15 protein-coding genes are annotated in these 15,490 nt (G+C 61.5%); 9 read left to right on the plus strand and 6 right to left on the minus strand.

Features of this window, described 5'->3' with window-relative positions:
* The first annotated feature begins 36 nt into the window (after positions 1-36).
* From ABID58_RS30165 to ABID58_RS30175, 3 genes are read left to right on the plus strand one after another with little or no spacing between them, the layout of a single operon-like run.
* Entirely contained in the window at positions 37-765 is a 729-nt protein-coding gene (locus ABID58_RS30165) for a gluconate 2-dehydrogenase subunit 3 family protein (RefSeq protein WP_354036477.1), read from the plus strand.
* A gap of 8 nt (positions 766-773) precedes the next feature.
* Entirely contained in the window at positions 774-2,552 is a 1,779-nt protein-coding gene (locus ABID58_RS30170; RefSeq protein WP_354036478.1) for a GMC family oxidoreductase, read from the plus strand.
* Positions 2,545-3,774 carry a c-type cytochrome gene (locus tag ABID58_RS30175; protein WP_354036479.1) on the plus strand — a complete coding sequence of 410 codons (1,230 nt, stop codon included), beginning with the start codon at positions 2,545-2,547 and terminating at the stop codon, positions 3,772-3,774. The genes ABID58_RS30170 and ABID58_RS30175 overlap by 8 nt, the downstream gene beginning before the upstream one ends.
* Positions 3,775-3,777: 3 nt before the next feature.
* On the opposite strand, the gene ABID58_RS30180 is transcribed toward ABID58_RS30175, so the two are convergent.
* From ABID58_RS30180 to ABID58_RS30200, 5 genes are read right to left on the minus strand one after another with little or no spacing between them, the layout of a single operon-like run.
* Positions 3,778-4,053 carry a cytochrome C oxidase subunit IV family protein gene (locus ABID58_RS30180; RefSeq protein WP_354036480.1) on the minus strand — a complete coding sequence of 92 codons (276 nt, stop codon included), beginning with the start codon at positions 4,051-4,053 and terminating at the stop codon, positions 3,778-3,780.
* The gene (locus ABID58_RS30185) at positions 4,050-4,691 is read right to left on the minus strand and encodes a cytochrome c oxidase subunit 3 (protein ID WP_354036482.1); all 642 of its coding nucleotides are present in this window, start codon (positions 4,689-4,691) and stop codon (positions 4,050-4,052) included. Before ABID58_RS30185 ends, ABID58_RS30180 begins: the two co-directional genes overlap by 4 nt.
* Entirely contained in the window at positions 4,684-6,291 is a 1,608-nt protein-coding gene (ctaD, locus tag ABID58_RS30190) for a cytochrome c oxidase subunit I (protein ID WP_354036484.1), read from the minus strand. The genes ABID58_RS30185 and ctaD overlap by 8 nt, the downstream gene beginning before the upstream one ends.
* The gene (gene coxB, locus ABID58_RS30195; protein WP_354036485.1) at positions 6,288-7,229 is read right to left on the minus strand and encodes a cytochrome c oxidase subunit II; all 942 of its coding nucleotides are present in this window, start codon (positions 7,227-7,229) and stop codon (positions 6,288-6,290) included. Before coxB ends, ctaD begins: the two co-directional genes overlap by 4 nt.
* Before the next feature lie 32 nt (positions 7,230-7,261).
* Positions 7,262-7,630, minus strand: a complete 369-nt coding sequence (locus tag ABID58_RS30200; RefSeq protein ID WP_354036486.1) for a hypothetical protein — start codon at positions 7,628-7,630, stop codon at positions 7,262-7,264.
* 103 nt (positions 7,631-7,733) lie between these two features.
* Here ABID58_RS30200 and ABID58_RS30205 point away from each other — a divergent pair, with 103 nt between their 5' ends.
* The 6 genes from ABID58_RS30205 (at position 7,734) to ABID58_RS30230 (ending at position 14,750) form a co-directional block, all read left to right on the plus strand.
* The gene (locus ABID58_RS30205; RefSeq protein ID WP_354036487.1) at positions 7,734-8,390 is read left to right on the plus strand and encodes a cytochrome c3 family protein; all 657 of its coding nucleotides are present in this window, start codon (positions 7,734-7,736) and stop codon (positions 8,388-8,390) included.
* Entirely contained in the window at positions 8,387-11,275 is a 2,889-nt protein-coding gene (locus ABID58_RS30210) for a TAT-variant-translocated molybdopterin oxidoreductase (RefSeq protein WP_354036488.1), read from the plus strand. Before ABID58_RS30205 ends, ABID58_RS30210 begins: the two co-directional genes overlap by 4 nt.
* Complete coding sequence (gene nrfD, locus ABID58_RS30215) at positions 11,272-12,627, plus strand: NrfD/PsrC family molybdoenzyme membrane anchor subunit (protein WP_354036489.1); 1,356 nt, start codon at positions 11,272-11,274, stop codon at positions 12,625-12,627. The genes ABID58_RS30210 and nrfD overlap by 4 nt, the downstream gene beginning before the upstream one ends.
* On the plus strand, positions 12,620-13,150 hold the full coding sequence (locus tag ABID58_RS30220; protein WP_354036490.1) for a DUF3341 domain-containing protein: 531 nt from the start codon (positions 12,620-12,622) through the stop codon (positions 13,148-13,150). Before nrfD ends, ABID58_RS30220 begins: the two co-directional genes overlap by 8 nt.
* Before the next feature lie 179 nt (positions 13,151-13,329).
* Positions 13,330-13,677: a c-type cytochrome gene (locus tag ABID58_RS30225; RefSeq protein WP_354036492.1), complete on the plus strand. Its 348-nt coding sequence runs from the start codon at positions 13,330-13,332 to the stop codon at positions 13,675-13,677.
* Positions 13,674-14,750 carry a hypothetical protein gene (locus tag ABID58_RS30230; RefSeq protein WP_354036494.1) on the plus strand — a complete coding sequence of 359 codons (1,077 nt, stop codon included), beginning with the start codon at positions 13,674-13,676 and terminating at the stop codon, positions 14,748-14,750. The genes ABID58_RS30225 and ABID58_RS30230 overlap by 4 nt, the downstream gene beginning before the upstream one ends.
* On the opposite strand, the gene ABID58_RS30235 is transcribed toward ABID58_RS30230, so the two are convergent.
* Positions 14,656-15,477 carry a thioredoxin domain-containing protein gene (locus tag ABID58_RS30235; RefSeq protein ID WP_354036495.1) on the minus strand — a complete coding sequence of 274 codons (822 nt, stop codon included), beginning with the start codon at positions 15,475-15,477 and terminating at the stop codon, positions 14,656-14,658. The genes ABID58_RS30230 and ABID58_RS30235 overlap by 95 nt on opposite strands.
* Between the last annotated feature and the right edge of the window lie 13 nt (positions 15,478-15,490).

Below are 15,490 nucleotides of genomic sequence, written 5' to 3' on the forward strand. Positions count from 1 at the left end.
TTCCGTTTGCGTTCACAGGCGTCATCGGGCGCTGTCATGGTCAATCGTCGTTCATTTCTGATCTCGGCCGCTTTCTGGTTTGCGGGCTCGACGTCGCTGACTCGTGCTTCGGTCGTTCGTGATCATATGCCGTGGTCGCCTTTTCCCTCCTCTGCCCCGAACGACGCGCGGCCGGGCCCTTGGCAGTTCTTCACGGCAAACGAGGCGCGGGTCGTCGAAGCCTTGGCCGATCGCATTATTCCGCCGGATTCCGATACGCCAGGCGGCAAAGACGCCGGCTGTGCTGTCTTCATCGATCGGCAATTGAAGGGACCCTACGGCTCGGCCGCGGGACTGTATCAGTTTGGACCGTACCTCAAGGGTACGAAGGAGCAGGGACCGCAATCGGAACTCACGCCGGCAGAGCTCTATCGGAAGGGCCTTGCTGCACTCGACCGGTACTGCAAGGTGTCTTTGGGGCAAGCCTTCGACCAGCTCTCGGCTGACCAGCAGGACAACACGCTGAAGAAACTCGAAGCAGGAGAGATCAAGTTCGACGGCGTCGACGCGCAAGGCTTCTTCGATGCCGTGTTGAAGGATGTACCCGAGGGGTTCTTCTCCGATCCCATTCACGGCGGCAATCGCGACATGGTCGGTTGGAGGATGATCGGGTTTCCCGGCATCCGCTATGACTACCGCGATTGGGTTGGCCGTCACAACGAACGCTATCCTCATCCTCCAGTCAGCATAGCCGGGCGTGCAGACTGGACGCCGCACAAATCCTGAGTGTCGCCATGCCGCGAAAACTGCCGGCCACGGACGTCGTGATAATCGGGCTGGGATGGACCGGATCCATCATGGCGTACGAACTCGCCGAGGCTGGTCTCGCTGTGTCGGCGATCGAGCGCGGGCCTTGGCGCAACACGGCAACGGATCATCCACCGGGCTATGCAGCTGACGAGTTACGGTATCGGATTCGCCACGAGCTGTTCCTCCGCCCGGAGCAGACGACATTTACGTTTCGCAACAAGATGAACCAGACGGCGCTGCCGATCCGCTCCTGGGGCGCATTCATGCCTCCAAATGGCGTAGGGGGCGGTGGGGTGCACTGGAATGCCGAGACCTGGCGCTTCCTCCCCTCGGATTTCGTCGCGCGCACGCACCTGACTGAGCGCTACGGCGCCGGCTTCCTCCCGGGCGATATGACGATCCAGGATTGGGGTGTCACCTACGACGATCTCGAGCCGCATTACGATCGGTTCGAATATCTCTGCGGTACGTCGGGACAAGCAGGCAACATCAAGGGGCAGATTCTTGACGGCGGCAATCCGTTCGAGGGACCGCGTTCTCGCGCCTATCCAAATCCCCCGCAGGAGCAGCCGTTCGGGGCCACCCTGTTTGCAAAAGCCGCGCGCGGCCTCGGGTACAAGCCGTTTCCCCAACCATCCGGAAACATGTCGCGTGCCTACCAGAATCCGCTTGGCATTCGCCTGGGACCCTGCACCTATTGTGGCTTCTGCGAATGGTTTGGGTGCGGCAACTACTCCAAGGCGACGCCGCAAACCACGATCCTGCCTGCGCTGCTGCGCAAGCCGAACTTCTCGGCCCGCGACAACAGCGAGGTGACGCGCATCAATCTCGACGCATCAGGCAAGCGTGCGACTGGCGTCACCTTCGTCGATACGGACGGCAATGAGTGGGAGCAACCTGCCGAACTCGTCATCCTGTCGGCCTATACGATCTTCAATGTTCAACTTCTCCTGTTGTCGGGGATCGGCAAGCCCTATGATCCCAATGCCAATTCCGGCGTCGTCGGTCGCAATTTCACGCACCAGACGACCTCCGATGTCGTGAGCTTTTTCGACCCCGCCAAATTCGTTTTCAATCCGTTCATCGCGTCCGGCGCGATCGGAACGTGCATCGACGAGTTCAACGGCGACAATTTCGATCATGGTCCACATGGATTTGTCGGTGGCGGTTACATCGGACAGGTGCAGACCAACGGCCGGCCGATCGAGACCGCCCCCGTTCCGCCCGGAACTCCGCGCTGGGGCGCGCAATGGAAAAAGGCGGTCAAGGACAACTACCAGAGTGCGTTGAAGCCCGGCACCGGCGTCCACGGCAGCATGTACAGCTATCGCGACGTCTACCTGGATCTCGATACGTCCTACAAGGACCGCTTCGGTCGCCCCCTCGTGCGCATCACGATGGATTTCCACGACAACGAGATCAAGCAGAACAAATTCCTGACCGACAGGTTCGCCGAAATCTTCCAAGCCATGGGCGCGAGACAGGTCGTCAAGGAATACCGCAAGGGCCCCTATGACATTACCAAATATCAGACCACTCACCTGTGTGGCGGCGCCATCATGGGCACCGATCCGTCGACCAGTGCGCTCAATCGCTATCTCCAGAATTGGGATGTCCCGAACCTGTTCGTGACCGGCGCCAGTGCTTTTCCGCAAAACCCCGGCTACAATCCGACTGGCACGGTCGCGGCGTTGGCCTACTGGGCCGCTGCTGCTATCCGAAAAAGATACCTCAAGAATCCGGGCCAGTTGATCGATGGCTAGGATACAGACCATCGCGGTGGTGCTTGGCGTCCTCGGCGTCGGAATGAACGTCTGTTGTGCCGCAGGCCCGCAGGATTTTGCGGCCGTCGAGCGGGGCCGCTACCTCGTCGTCGCCGCCGATTGCGGCAGTTGCCACACCTTGCCTGGCAGCGACCATTCGTTCGCCGGCGGCCGGGCCATCGAAACGCCGTTCGGATATCTTGCCGCGCCCAACATCACACCGGATCAACAAACTGGAATCGGCAGCTGGACCGATGAGCAGTTCGATGCGGCGGTACGACAGGGCCGCAGCCGCAATGGTGCACGGCTTTATCCGGCGATGCCGTTTCCTTATTACAGCCGGATGTCACGCCAAGACGTCAGCGACATTCGTGCCTATCTCAACACAATCGAGCCAGCGAATAATGCAGTCGTGGTGAACCGCCTGCCGTTCCCGCTCAATCTGCGATCAGCGATGATCGTTTGGGATGCGCTCTATTTTACGCCCGGCGAATTCCGCCCCGATGCGTCCAAGCTGGCAGAATGGAATCGCGGAGCCTATCTCGTGCAGGGACCAGCACATTGTGGTGCGTGCCACACGCCGAAGACCTTTCTTGGTGGCGACAAAACGTCTGAATTTCTTCGGGGCTACACGCTGCAAGGCTGGACCGCACCCGATATTACGAGCGGACAGGGTGCCCTACGAGACTGGTCGGCAGATGAAATTGCGACCTACCTCGAATCCGGCCACAACACTTACGCCGCGGCTGCCGGACTGATGGGCGAGGTGATCGAGCTCTCGACTTCAAAATTGACCGACAGCGATATCAAGGCAATGGCGGCGTACCTCAAGGACGTCTCGGGAGCGCCAGCAGAAGGCTCACCCGCCGCCGATCAAGACGTGCTCGCTGCCGGCGGTGCCATTTATCAGGATCTCTGCGCGGCCTGCCATCGGCGGGATGGTCATGGTGTCCCCAATATGTTCCCGAATCTTGCGGAGGCCGCTACCGTCAAAACGGCCGATCCGACAAGTGTCGTTCGAGTCCTCCTCCAGGGCGCGCAGACGGCCGCGACAGATCGCGAACCCACGGCGCCGGCAATGCCAGCCTTTGGGTGGCAGCTAAACGATGCCCAGATCGCCGCGGTCGCGACCTATGTTCGCGATCATTTCGGCAAGGCGCCGGCCGTCAGCGAAGCTCAGGTTAAAAACGAACGCGTGGCCCAGACGGCGCGAACCAATTGACCTTTAGGTGCGCGTCAGGAAATCCATCATCCCCAGCCAGAGCAGGATACCAAGCCAAAACAAGCCGGCGCCGGCAAAGATGAGGGTTGTGGCGTCGCGGTGACGAAGCTCCATGAAGATCGCTGCGACAATCGCAGCCTTGACAGCACCGATCGACATGGCAATTGCGGCGTTGAAAGCGCCGAGCGGCAGATGGGCCAGGCTCACGGTCAGTACAAGCAACGCAAGGAGGGCGAGCCATGCTCCGACGAGATGACGAGGAGGGGGCCAGTTCGTCATGCTGCTCGCCCTGGCAAGTAAACCAAGGCAAACAGGAAGATCCAGACGACATCGACGAAGTGCCAGTAGAGTGCGGCGCTGTGCAACGCGGTCCGGTGTCGGGCCGACGGCGTTCGATTGATGAGTAGCGCCATGACGCCGAGCACGGCGATGCCAATCATCATGTGAAGCGCATGGAGTCCGGTCGCGACAAAATAGAACAGGAAGAACAACTGAGCGCCGTCGACATGGACAGGATCAAACTTGAAGTCGATGCCTGGAACGAGATGCTCGCTATACTCGCTCCTGTACTCGAAGCTCTTGAGGACGAGAAACGCAATTCCGAGCCCGATGGCGCAGGTGAGCAATGTCGCGCAGAATTTTCGCGTCTCTGCCGAGAAGCCTTCGACGGCCCAGGCGACGGCAAAGCTGGACGTAAGCAGGATTGCGGTATTCGTGGTCCCGATGACGAGATCGGTCCGGCTGCTCGCGGCGGCGAAGCCAGCGGGGTGGAGATGGCGATAGACGAAATAACCCAAGATCAGCGCGCCGAACAGCAGCACCTCGGTGGCGATGAACACCCACATGCCGAGTGCGGCCGCTTCGTCGCGATGCCGACCGGAGACGAATTGCGGCGCGAAGGCCCTGGTCTCAGGCATTTTGCGGCTCGGCTTTGAAATCGGGCGAGTATTGATAGGGCGGCCGCGTGACGATCGGCTGCTGGTCGAAATTATGCTCCGGCGGCGGCGACGGCGTTTGCCATTCCAAGCCGGGCGCGTTCCACGGATTGGCCGGCGCGCGGGCGCCGAAAAACAGCGAATAGCCGAGATAGAACAGCGGCAACAGGTAGGCGACCGCAAGAATGGTGGCCCCGCCGGACGAGAGCACATTCCAGACCTGGAATTCGGGCGGATAGACGTGATAGCGGCGCGGCATGCCCTCGGCTCCGAGCACGAACTGCGGAAAGAACGTCAGGTTGAAGCCGAAGAAGATCAGAACGGCCGCGGTGCGTGCCCAGTATTCGGAATAGAGCCTGCCCGTGATCTTCGGCCACCAGTAATGCAGTCCGCCGAAATAAGCAGTCACCATGCCGCCGACCATGATGTAGTGAAAATGGGCGACGACAAAATAGGTGTCGGTGGCGTGCACGTCGTAGGCGAGGCAGGCCAGAAACAGGCCGGTGAGGCCGCCGATCGTGAATAGCCCGATGAAGGCCAGCGCATACAGCATCGGCGCGTCGAAATGGATCGAACCCTTGTGCAGCGTCGCGGTCCAATTGAACACCTTGATCGCGGACGGCACGGCGACGACGAAGCTCATGAACGAGAAAACAAGGCTTGCCAGCAATGATTGCCCGCTGACAAACATGTGGTGACCCCAGACCAGAAAGCCGACCGCGGCGATGGCGAGGCTCGCCCAAGCCACGAATTTGTAGCCGAACACCGCCTTGCGTGAGAAGCAGGAGATCAATTCGTTGATCACACCCATGCCAGGCAAGATCATGATGTAGACGGCAGGATGGGAGTAGAACCAGAACAGATGTTGGAACAGCAGTGGATCGCCACCAATGGCGGGGTCAAAGATGCCGACGCCGAGCAGTCGCTCGACGGCGATCAAGACCAGCGTCATCGCCAGAACGGGTGTGGCAAGGACGAGAATGATCGACGTGGCGTAAAGCGACCAGATGAAGAGTGGCAGCCGATACCAGGTGAGGCCGGGAGCGCGCAGGCGATGGATGGTCACGATGAAGTTCAGTCCGGTCAGGATCGAAGAGAAGCCGGAGATGAAGACACCGGTGACCGCAACAGCGACATAGCTGTTCGAATAGAGCGTCGAGAAGGGCGTGTAGAACGTCCAGCCAGTATCGATCCCGCCTGCTAGAACCGCGAACAGCGTCACGGTACCTCCCAGCATGAACAGATACCAGCTCAGCAGATTGAGCCGCGGAAAGGCCAGGTCGCGCGCGCCGATCATCAAGGGCACGATGAAGTTGCCGAGTGTGTTGGGGATCGAAGGGATCAGGAAGAACCACACCATGATGATGCCGTGCATGGTGAACAGGCGGTTGTACATGTCTGAGCTGACGAGATCGGCTTGCGGCGTCGCCAGCTCGATCCGGATCGCGGTTGCCGCCGCGCCGCCGATGAAGAAGAACAGGATCAGGCTTGCGAAATACAGGATCGCGATGCGCTTGTGGTCGGTGGTGAAAAACCACGATCGCAGGCTGTATTCCGCGTTCAGATAGTTGGCGTCGGTCATGATCCGTGTCCCCCCAACGACTTGATGTAGGCGATCAGTCTCAGCAACTGCTCCTCATCGATCTTGCCTTGGAACGATGGCATCAACGGTTCGTAGCCTGCGGCGATCTGGCTGCGGGGCAGCAGGATGGAGTCGCGGATATATTTGTCATCCGCGGTGACGACGCTGCCGTCGGCAAGCGGCACCGGCTTTCCGTAGACCCCCTCGAGTAGTGGGGCCCGGACCTTGCTGCCGATGCCGTGACAGCCGCTGCAGCCAAGTTCGCGAAACAGGATGCCGCCCTCTTGTGCGAGAGGGCTCGATGGTGTCTGGCTCGCCAGCCAGGCGGCATAGTCAGCAGCCTCCATCGCCACGATCTCGCCGCTCATGCCGGAGTGCTCGGTGCCGCAGTATTCAGCGCAGAACAGGTGATAATGCCCGGGCACTTGCGCCATGATTTCCAGATCCTGGTAGCGACCCGGCACCACGTCGTGCTTCACGCGCAGCGCCGGAATGAAGAAGCTGTGAATGACATCCTGCGAGGCCATCACCAAGCGGATCGGCCGGTTGACGGGAATATGCAACGCATTGATCTCGGATTGGCCGCCGGTGTGCTGAACCTTCCACATCCACTGCTTGGCGACGACGAATACCGACAGTTCCTCCGGCGGGGTTCGGAAGATCTGGAAGTAGATGCTCGCGCCCCAGACGAACAAGGCGAGGAAGCAGATCAGCGAAGCCGCCGTCCAGCTCACCTCCCAGTGCCAGCTCTTGCTGGTCTGATGGCCGCGGTCGATCGGGTTGGACGCGCGGTAACGGACGCAGAACAGAGCCAGCAGGAAAAACAACAGGCCAAGCACGAGCGAACTGACGACCAGAAGACCGCTGAAGAGAAGGTCAACGTCGCCGCCATGGGGCGATATGCCGGGATGCCAAAAGGGAATCCATTGACGCCACATTGAACTGTCCGGCTAGATGACGAACGTTGGCATCAGGGCGATGGCCATGCCGGTAGACCCTTCCTTGCCAGCAGCTCCATCGCTCGCGCGACCGGAATGCGAACGACGCCGCGGCCGCGGTCGGTCCAGCCGTAGCTTTGCGCCAGTTCATCATCGCCTCGGCGCAGGTGTTGCAGATCCCTTCGTGGCGTTATTTCCAGCTGCGGGGCATCGGCACTCAGCGCAGGCGGGGCGGACGGCGTGCGGTGGCTCATGGCTTGCGGAAAGACGAGCGGCATCAACAGCGGCGTGGCGATCACGAATAATCCAAGCCCCAACGCAATCCGGCCGATGCCGGTCGCGTTGATATCAGTTCGCTCATAGTCGAACCCTGTCGTGTCTTTCATGGCGCGGACCTCCAAGCGCCTCCGGACAATTCCAGAGCTGCAAGGGGGTTCCAAAACAGGAACGAATCCCAATCGGCTGGATTGTTCGTCGCAAAGCACTCACGAGCGGTCAGCCGGGATGGCACAGATATTCTCTCCTGCCGCCGACACCTGGCTGCGAATGTCCTTGCTTGCGGCGCTTTCCATCCTGGCGGGCGGAACGGTTGGAATCGTCGGCTTTGCGCGATCGAGCTACATGACTTCGACCGAGTTTCGGCCGCCGCAGCCGGTTCCCTTCAGCCACCGGCATCATGCCGGCGAACTCGGGATCGACTGCCGCTATTGCCATAGCGGCGTCGAGACATCGCGGCGCGCCGGATTGCCCCCGACGGAAACCTGCATGACCTGCCATTCCCAGATCTGGACTAACGCGTCGATGCTGGAGCCGGTGCGACAAAGCCTCGCCGACCATCAGCCGATCCCATGGACGCGGGTCGCCAAGCTTCCCGATTACGTATTCTTTCGTCACGACGTCCATATCGCCAAGGGCGTCGGCTGCGAAAGCTGCCACGGACGCATCGACCAGATGGCGCTGACCTATCGCGCCGAGGCGTTCACCATGGAGTTCTGTCTCGAATGTCACCGCGATCCCACGCCCAATCTGCGTCCGCAGGATCACATCACTGACATGGCCTGGAAACCGGCGGCAGACGCCCGGTCCGAAGGCGAGGCGGCGGCGGCGCATGAAGGCATCCGCTTTGGCGAACTCACCCATTGCTATGTGTGTCACCGATGACCAGCCGCTCGTCGCAACGCATGAACCCGCCCGCGCCGCGGCAGTGGTCCAGCGTGGAAGAGCTCTTCGATGATCCGGCTTTCCAGGCGTGGATCGATGCCGAGTATCCGGCCGCTGCCGAATTCGCGCCGACCGCGCGGCGTCAGTTTCTCAAGCTCATGGGCGCCTCGTTCGCGCTCGCGGGACTGACCGGATGCGAAAAGAGCCCGTTCGTTGCGGCGCTGCCCTATGTAAACCAGCCCGAACGGGACGCGATCGGCGAGCCGCGTTCTTATGCGACTGCGGTGCTTTTGGACGGCTACGCGCAGCCGGTCATTGCCACCACATATTCCGGCCGTCCGACAAAACTCGACGGCAATCCGGAGCATCCTGTTACGAGGGGGCGCAGCGATGCGTTCATGCAGGCTGCCGTGCTTGGCCTCTATGATCCCGATCGTGCGCAGGGACCGGCCCGGCATGGCGAGCCGGTCACCTGGAAAGACGTGGGCGCAGCTATTTCCCTCCTTCGTACGACATGGGGAAGCGACCAAGGCGACGGGCTGCGGATGCTGCTTGGTCCGACCAGTTCACCGACCCTGTTGCGGCAGCTTGATGCGCTCCGTAGCCAATTTCCCAAGATGAGGATCCATCTTGACGCGCCCGCGGGCACGACTGCGCGTGCAGCCCTCACGACCGCTGCTTATGGTCAGGCGCTCGATCTGCACTATGTGCTGGACGCCTGCGACGTTGTCGTCAGCTTCGATGATGATGTGTTGGGGCCGGGACCGGATCAGGTGCGCAACGCGCGGGGCTGGGCGGCGTCGCGACGGAGGACTGCGGATCGGCCCGGCATCGCTCTGTATGCCGTCGAAAGCGTGCCGTCGGCGACGGGAGCGGTTGCTGGCGAACGCCTGATCGCAGACGCCTCGCGTATGGCGCGGCTTGCCGAAGCGTTTGCCAGTGCATTGGACATCGCCGGTGCGGAAGCCTGGGACCTCACGTCGACCGAGCAAGGCTGGATCGAGAGCGCCGCCAAGGCTTGCCGTGCCGCTCTGGAACGGACCCTTGTGACGTCGAGCGCGTGCGGGGACCCGGCGACAGCGGTTTGGGTTGCGCGCATCAACGATGCCCTGAAAGGCGCCGGTCACACGCTCAAGGCCACACGACCGGTCATGGGTCCGGCCGACGCAGGGACGCTTGCTGAGCTCGCGCACGACATGCGCGCTGGCAAGGTTCGCTCGCTGATCATTCTCGATTGCAATCCGGCCTATGCGGCGCCTGGTGTGCTCGGATTCGCGGACGCGCTCAAGCAGGTCTCCTCGAGGCTGCATATCGGCTTGCAACGTGACGAAACCGGCGAGCTCTGTGAATGGCAACTTGCGCTGGCGCATTCCCTGGAGAGCTGGAGCGATGCCCGGGCGGTCGACAGTACCGCGTCAATCCTGCAACCGACGATTACGCCGTTCTATGACGTCCGCAACGTGCATCAAGTCATGGCGATGCTGCTCGGGGAGATCGATCCGGCACCTGATGCGGCGGTTCGCGCGACATGGCAGTCGGCGTTCGGGAACGATTTCGGCTCGCGTTGGCGGGCGGCGCTTCATGACGGTTTCATCGAAGGTGCCGCGCCCTTCGTCGACGCGACGCCCTCGACGACCACCAATATGCCAGCCAGCAACACAAGCGAAGGTCTTGATGTCGTATTTCGGCTGGATCCAACCGTCTGGGACGGCCGCTTCGCCAATATCGGCTGGTTGCAGGAATTGCCAAAGCCACTGACGACCTTGACCTGGGGCAATGTGGTAAGCGTCAGCCCCGCTTTTGCGAAGCGCATGGGAATCTCAAACGGCGATCACGTCGAGGTCGAGATCGACGAGCGCAAAGTCGTGGGACCTGCCTGGATCATGCCTGGCCAGGCCGACAACACGATCGCACTGTATCTCGGATACGGCCGCAGGCGGGTAGGGCGCGTCGGTGACGGCCTTGGCTACAACGCCTACAGCGTTCAACCCGCCGATCACCCCTGGATCGCAAAAGGGCGTCTCCGCAAGGTAGGTGGCAACGAAACTCTGGCGGTGACCCAGTTGCACCACCGCATGGAAGGATTCGATCTCGTGCGCGAGGTCAGCGCGGACCAGCCGGCACTGCCGCAGCCGAAACCGCAAGAGAGCTTCTATCCGTCCTGGCCGTCCTCGAAAAACGCGTGGGGCATGGTGATTGACCTCGATTCCTGCATTGGTTGTAATGCCTGCGTCGCTGCGTGCACGGCGGAGAACAACGTTCCAGTCGTCGGCAAGGACCAGGTGACGGTCGGCCGCGAGATGCACTGGCTCCGCGTCGCGCGCTATTATTCCGGCGAGGCGGAGACGCCGCGCAGTTTCTTCCAACCCGTCCCCTGCATGCATTGCGAGCAGGCACCTTGCGAGATGGGTTGTCCCGTCCATGCAACGACGCACAGTCCCGAGGGCGTCAATCAGATGGTCTATAACCGCTGCATCGGCACGCGGACCTGCTCCAGCTATTGCCCTTACAAGGTGCGCCGTTTCAATTTCTACGACTATCGCGCCGCGCCGGAAGCGCCTGAGCAGGCTGCGCAGAATCCGGATGTCACCGTCCGCTCGCGCGGTGTGATGGAGAAGTGCACCTATTGCACACACCGGATCGAGGCCGCGCACGCCGCCGCCGACAAGGAAAACCGCGCACTGCGCGACGGCGAGGTGGTCACCGCATGCCAGGCCGCCTGCCCAACCAAGGCCATCGTCTTCGGCGACATCAATGATCCCGATTCCGAAGTGTCGCGTCTGCGGCGCGATGGCCGCCATTATGCGCTGCTGGAGGATCTCGGAACGCGGCCGCGCACGACCTATCTCGCCCGCTGGCGCGACAATGGCGGAGGGCAGGGATGACCGACCGCTCGGGCGATGTCCTTCCTGCCGATCAGAGCATTGGCGGTGTTTCCGACCAGCTCACCGGCATTCCCCTGCATTTTCCGGCCGAGCGGCGCTGGCTGATTGCCATGCTGTTCGCTTCGCTTCTGCTGCTGATGTTTGTGATCTCGGTGATCGCACTATTTACGCGGGGGGTCGGCATTTGGGGCATCAACATCCCCGTCAATTGGGCCTTTGCGATCCACAATTACGTCTGGTGGCTCGGCATTGGGCATGCCGGCACGCTGATATCGGCGCTGCTGCTCCTGACCCAAAGCGAATGGCGCAATTCGCTCAACCGGTTCGCCGAAACCATGACACTGTTGGCGGTGGTGTGCGCGGGGATCTATCCCGTGCTGCATCTCGGACGGCCCTGGTATCTGTACTGGATGTTTCCGTATCCCGCCACGATGGGCGTTTGGCCGCAGTTTCGCAGTCCGCTGGAATGGGACATCTGGGCGGTCCTCACTTATCTCACGGTTTCCTTAGCCTTCTGGTACACCGGCCTCATTCCTGATCTCGCCGCCGCGCGCGACCGCGCAACGACACGCAGCTGGCAGATCTTCTTCGGGATTACCTCGCTCGGCTGGCGCGGCTCGGCGGCGCACTGGCTGCGCTGGTCGCAGGTCTATCGGCTGACGGCGGGACTGGCCGTTCCGCTCGTCGTCTCCGTGCACAGCGAGGTTTCATTGCTGTTCGCGGCTGGACAGATTCCCGGCTGGCATTCCACGATCTTCCCGCCTTATTTCGTGTTGGGCGCCGCGTTCTCCGGCTTCGCGGTGGTCTCGATCATCGCGATCTCGCTGCGCTCCTGGTTCGGACTGAACAATCTCGTCACCGACGAGCATCTCGACCTCCTGGGCGTAGTGCTGCTCGCGACCGGCCTGATGACCGCGTACGGCTACGTCTTCGAAATTTTCGATACTTTGTATTCCAGCGAGCCCCACGAGCTGCAGACCCTGTCCGATCGGCTGACCGGCGCCTATGCCTGGACTTATTGGGGCGCAATCTTTTTCAACTTCATTCCGCTGCAAGCCTTGTGGTGGCGTAGCGCGCGGCGAACCGGTTGGTCGCTGATGCTGATCTCGATCTTTGTTGCGCTAGGTATGTGGCTGGAGCGCTATATGATCCTGGTCACGAGCCTCTATCGCGACTTCCTGGTGTCGTCATGGAGCAGCTTCACGCCAACATTCTGGGACTGGTCGACCTATTTCGGGACCATCGGCCTATTCCTCGTCCCGTTTCTCATTGCCATTCGCGTTATTCCACTTATCTCGATTTTCGAGACCAAGGAACTTCTGCACGAGGAGCAGGAGACGAAGCATGGCTGAGAAGAGCTGCGGCCTGCTGGCGGAGTTCGACAGCCCCGAGGCGCTCAAGGCGGCCGCAAAGCAAGCACGTGCGGCAGGGTATCGACGGCTCGACGCTTTCACGCCTTTTCCGGTCGAGGGGCTGGCCCAGATCCTGAGGCTGCCGAAGCCCAACATCTCCTGGGTCGGCTTGGCCGGCGGTGTCACCGGTGCCAGCGTCGCGCTGCTCATGCAGTGCTATGTCAACTACGACTTCCCGATCAACGTCGGTGGGCGGCCGCTGTACGCCTTGTCGGCGTTTGCCGTCGTGATGTTCGAATTGACGATCCTGTTCTCAGCGTTGTCGATGATCGCGGCGATGCTGTGGCAGAACGGGCTGCCGCGGCTGAATCATCCGCTGTTTGATGCCAAGCGGTTTCATCTTGCCAGCAAGGACCGCTTTTTTCTCTGCATCGCTGATGACGACGGAAGGTTTGACGAGACGGAAATCGGTAGCTTCCTTAGGCAGATCGGAGCCAAATCGGTGGAGTTCACGGCGCTATGAGGCAGGTGGCTGTCATCCTTGCAGTCTCCGCGATCGTACTTGCTGGCTGTGAGCAGAACATGGACGCGCAGCCGAAATACAGCGCATACACTTATGCACCGGCCTTTCGAGGCGGGGCATTGCGCGAGCCGCCGCCGGGAGCCGTTGCGAGAGACGATCCTGCACAGGATCTAGCTGCCGTGAACAAGCCGGTGACGACGGCGCTGCTCGATCGCGGGCGGGACCGGTTCGGCATTTTCTGTTCGCCCTGTCATGGCGCCGGCGGCGACGGCAACGGCATCATCGTCCAGCGCGGCATGCCGCGGCCGACCAGTTATCATGACGAGCGTCTGCGAACGGCGGACGACCAGCATTTCTTCGACGTCATCAGCAATGGCTACGGTGCGATGTATTCCCACGCCGCGCGGGTACCTCCGCGCGATCGCTGGGCCATCGTGGCCTATATCCGCGCGCTCCAGTTGAGCCGGCACGCTTCGATCGATGACGTGCCTCCAGAGCAGCGCGCGAAACTGTCGGAAGCTCGATGAGGCGCCCGGCTAAGATCATTGTGCTTGCCATCTCCGCGCTCGTTCTTCTTGCAGGAGCGGTGATCGACCGCCGCGCGACGCTTGCGACCTATCTCGTGGCCTGGATCGGCCTCGGCGCGGTCCCGATCGGCGCCCTGGGCGTGCTGATGACGACCTATCTGGTGCAACGGGCCTGGACGCGCGCCCTGCATACGATCCTTGCTGCGGGAACGGCAGTGCTACCCGTGGCGGCGTTGCTGTTCGCACCGGTCCTGATCGGAATGAAGGAGCTCTATCCCGCCGCCTCGGACGCGAGCTCATTGCCGGCATTCAAGGCTGTCTATCTCGCACCCTGGTTCTTTGCGTTGCGGTCCATGGCCTACTTCGTCATCTTCGCACTCCTCGCGCTCTGGCAGCGGAGCACGTGGGGCGAACGTCAGCGCATGATCCGTTCTGCATCCGTAGGGCTGATCGTCTATGCCTTGCTGGTCTCATTGGCCGGCGTCGACTGGATAGAGTCGCTCGAACCGGAGTTTCACTCGTCGATCTATGGGCTCCTCTTTCTGTGCTTCACCCTATTGACTGGAATTAGCTTCGCCATCGGCGCCGCACTGTTGTCGGCACGCCGTATCGGAGCCACCCGGGGCTATGGTGCATTGTTGCTGTCGACGATCCTAGTATGGGCCTATCTGCATGCCATGCAGTACATCGTCATCTGGGCGGCAAATCTTCCTGACGAGGTAACGTGGTATCTGAAGCGATCGTCCAGTGGCTGGCAGGTCGCCCTCGGAATCCTTGCACTCGGTCAATTCGTCTTTCCGTTCCTTGCCTTGCTCAGCGCGCGAGTGAGAGGCGATCGAACCTGGCTGCTGGGTCTGTGCGGATTGACGCTGGTCATGCGGTGGCTGGAAGCCGCTATTCTCATTCTGCCAGCGATACCGCACATTGAACCTTTGACCGTGGGGCTTCTGTTGATCCCCGCCGTTGCTTTCATCGGGATCAGTTTGTGGTGGACGTTCGAGATGGCGGAGCAAAGGAATTCGGTGCGCGCATGCCTCGCGCCAGACGCTCATGCCGAAACAGGATCCCGATGAGCAGCACAAGGACGGCAACCGTCACCGCCGCGGCGGCTGCCAGCAGGCGGCCGATCGCGAGCGTATAGGTCCCGCTGGCCGGATCATAACCGTAGCAGAGCAGCCGGAGATGGTCGGTCCAGCCGCCGGTCTTGCCTTCGCCAGCGGCAATGAGTGCGAGACGAATGGTCGTCGGATCGACCGCCAAGCCGGATAGCGCGCTGGCAAGATCGCCGGATGGCGTGATGACGAACGCCGCTGCCGGATGTGCGTACTGGTCATGCTCGGTATCGTAGATGGAGCGAAATCCCAGCGCCCGTGCCAAAGTTCCGATTGTAGCGGCGTCGCCCCTCACAAAGTCCGTCGCTGAAAGAACTGCGTCCGAGCCGATCCGTGCCCGTTTCATGGCAGCGGCGTCAGCAGCCGTATCCTTGGGGTCCAGCCCGACCACGACCAGGCGAAAATCGACGCTTGGATGCAGGCCGCTGCGAGCAAGCGCATCTGAAACGATCGAGATCATCGGGCCGCAGAGCGTCGCGCACGTGTAATCCGCGAGCAGCCAGACGGTCGGTTTGTCGTCGAGCCAGAACCGTAGCGGTCTTGGCGCGCCGTTTTCACCGTACAGAACGAGGGAGACAGGCAGACCGGCCTCTGAAGGAGGGGCGACGTCAACATTGCCTAGCTGAAGCGGCGTCACAGCGCGTGCCGGAGCTGTGGCGGTGCCGCCGACGAGGATGACAGCCAGCACGATCGCGAGCAGT

Source organism: Bradyrhizobium sp. S3.2.6 (assembly GCF_040546885.1).
GTDB classification, from domain to species: domain Bacteria; phylum Pseudomonadota; class Alphaproteobacteria; order Rhizobiales; family Xanthobacteraceae; genus Bradyrhizobium; species Bradyrhizobium cytisi.

Coding starts and splice junctions, on each gene's coding strand:
- ABID58_RS30220 (WP_354036490.1), top strand. CDS start 12,620: ATGGCTGAGAAGAGCTGCGGCCTGCTGGCGGAGTTCGACAGCCCCGAG.
- ABID58_RS30185 (WP_354036482.1), bottom strand. CDS start 4,691: ATGCCTGAGACCAGGGCCTTCGCGCCGCAATTCGTCTCCGGTCGGCAT.
- coxB (WP_354036485.1), bottom strand. CDS start 7,229: ATGTGGCGTCAATGGATTCCCTTTTGGCATCCCGGCATATCGCCCCAT.
- ABID58_RS30180 (WP_354036480.1), bottom strand. CDS start 4,053: ATGACGAACTGGCCCCCTCCTCGTCATCTCGTCGGAGCATGGCTCGCC.
- ABID58_RS30165 (WP_354036477.1), top strand. CDS start 37: ATGGTCAATCGTCGTTCATTTCTGATCTCGGCCGCTTTCTGGTTTGCG.
- nrfD (WP_354036489.1), top strand. CDS start 11,272: ATGACCGACCGCTCGGGCGATGTCCTTCCTGCCGATCAGAGCATTGGC.
- ABID58_RS30230 (WP_354036494.1), top strand. CDS start 13,674: ATGAGGCGCCCGGCTAAGATCATTGTGCTTGCCATCTCCGCGCTCGTT.
- ABID58_RS30175 (WP_354036479.1), top strand. CDS start 2,545: ATGGCTAGGATACAGACCATCGCGGTGGTGCTTGGCGTCCTCGGCGTC.
- ABID58_RS30210 (WP_354036488.1), top strand. CDS start 8,387: ATGACCAGCCGCTCGTCGCAACGCATGAACCCGCCCGCGCCGCGGCAG.
- ctaD (WP_354036484.1), bottom strand. CDS start 6,291: ATGACCGACGCCAACTATCTGAACGCGGAATACAGCCTGCGATCGTGG.
- ABID58_RS30170 (WP_354036478.1), top strand. CDS start 774: ATGCCGCGAAAACTGCCGGCCACGGACGTCGTGATAATCGGGCTGGGA.
- ABID58_RS30205 (WP_354036487.1), top strand. CDS start 7,734: ATGGCACAGATATTCTCTCCTGCCGCCGACACCTGGCTGCGAATGTCC.